This is a genomic window from Corynebacterium sp. HMSC062A03, from assembly GCF_001811145.1.
Taxonomy (GTDB): domain Bacteria; phylum Actinomycetota; class Actinomycetes; order Mycobacteriales; family Mycobacteriaceae; genus Corynebacterium; species Corynebacterium aurimucosum.
The window spans coordinates 1-1,466 of sequence record NZ_KV803649.1 but is presented as its reverse complement, the minus strand read 5'-3'; the positions used below and the strand labels follow the sequence as shown (position 1 = coordinate 1,466).

The 1,466-nt window shown below is 57.3% G+C and carries 1 pseudogene; it reads right to left on the bottom strand.

Features of this window, described 5'->3' with window-relative positions:
• Positions 1-13 precede the first annotated feature (13 nt).
• A pseudogene (locus HMPREF2781_RS02320) lies at positions 14-1,328 on the bottom strand (ISL3 family transposase).
• Positions 1,329-1,466: the final 138 nt, after the last annotated feature.

Below are 1,466 nucleotides of genomic sequence, written 5' to 3'. Positions count from 1 at the left end.
GGCCCTTCCGGTTTTAGAGTGCGTTGATTTTGTCCTGTAGTTGTCCGGAGTGGATGAGGCATCGCAAGATGTAGTGGTTGAGGTTTTTGAATCCCAGGGCGATGCCGCGTAGGTGTTCGAGTCTGCCGTTGATTGCCTCAACGGGACCGTTGGATGCGCCGATATCAAAGTAGGCGAGCACATCTTTGCGTCGACGCCACAGGGTGCGCCCCAGTTGGGCGAGCTCTTCTAAGCCTTTTGGTAGTCCTTTACGCAGGGTGTGGATGATGCGTTCCATGAGCTTTCTGCCTTCCGATTTCTTCGGATGCGCGTACGCTGCGATCACGTCTTGGTAGAGCAGCCACGTTACTTCTAGGGCCACGTAGTCGTCATCGGTGGCCCACAGCATTTCTAAGCGTTGCTTTTGCCGCTCGGTGAGATAGTTCGTCCTGGTCAACAGGGTGCGCCGGTGCTTGTACAGCGGGTCATCTTTGCGTCCGCGGCGCCCGGTTGTCTCACGTTGGAGTCTTTGTCGGCAACTGGTGAGCTTGTCGGCTGCCAGATGCACCACATGGAAAGGGTCCATGACTTTATTCGCCTGTGGTAGTTGCTCTTCAACTGCGGTGGCATAACCGGTGAACCCATCCATGGTCACCACCTGTATCTGCTCCCGGAAGCTGGGGTCGCGCTCTTTAAGCCACCCGCTTCAGCACGTGGGCGGATCTGCCCGGTCGCATGTCTAACAAACGAGCAGGCCCACGCCCGTCCACCAGCGGGGTGAGGTCAACAAGTATGGTCACCAGGTTTGATGCCTGACCTGGTTTTCTGGTGTGTTTCCATACATGTTCATCGACTCCGAGGACGCGAACCCCGTCTAGGTGACCGGGGTCGCCGTAGACAAGCTGGCGACAGGCATCCAGTGCGACCTGGTTGACCAGGTCCCATCCCACACCGAGTGCTTTGGCGGTAGCTGACACACTCATCCGGTCAATAGCAAGGCGCTGCAAGATCCAGCGGGTGACCCGATAAGTGAGTTTGGCGCCGTCATCCGCGCAGGTTAAAGATTCTTGGAAGATCTTTCTCTTACATGAGACGGCTGTGCATAAGAATCTGGGGACTGTTACGTGCAGCCTAGTGGGGAATCCAACGACAGGAAGATCAACGAGTCGACGGGTGGTGTGGTCGCGCAGCTTTCCTGGCTGTCCGCAGTCCGGGCACACGCCGATAACGGCTACTGGCGTGGCCTCAATGATGGTCAACGCTCCGGCATCAGCGGCACCGGTGATGGCAAGTCCGATTTCCGCGGTACGGCAGATAGTGTCGGCGACGAGGTTTCCAGTAGGCTTCACAGTACGGGTCCCTGGTGGGTTTAGATGGTTGTGTAGGAACTTTCATCTTCACACCAGGGACCCCTACATGTTGTGGTGACCCGCTGAACCCGTCGTTTTCTACCTCACCCCGCTACGCACCCCGAAACCGGAAGAGCC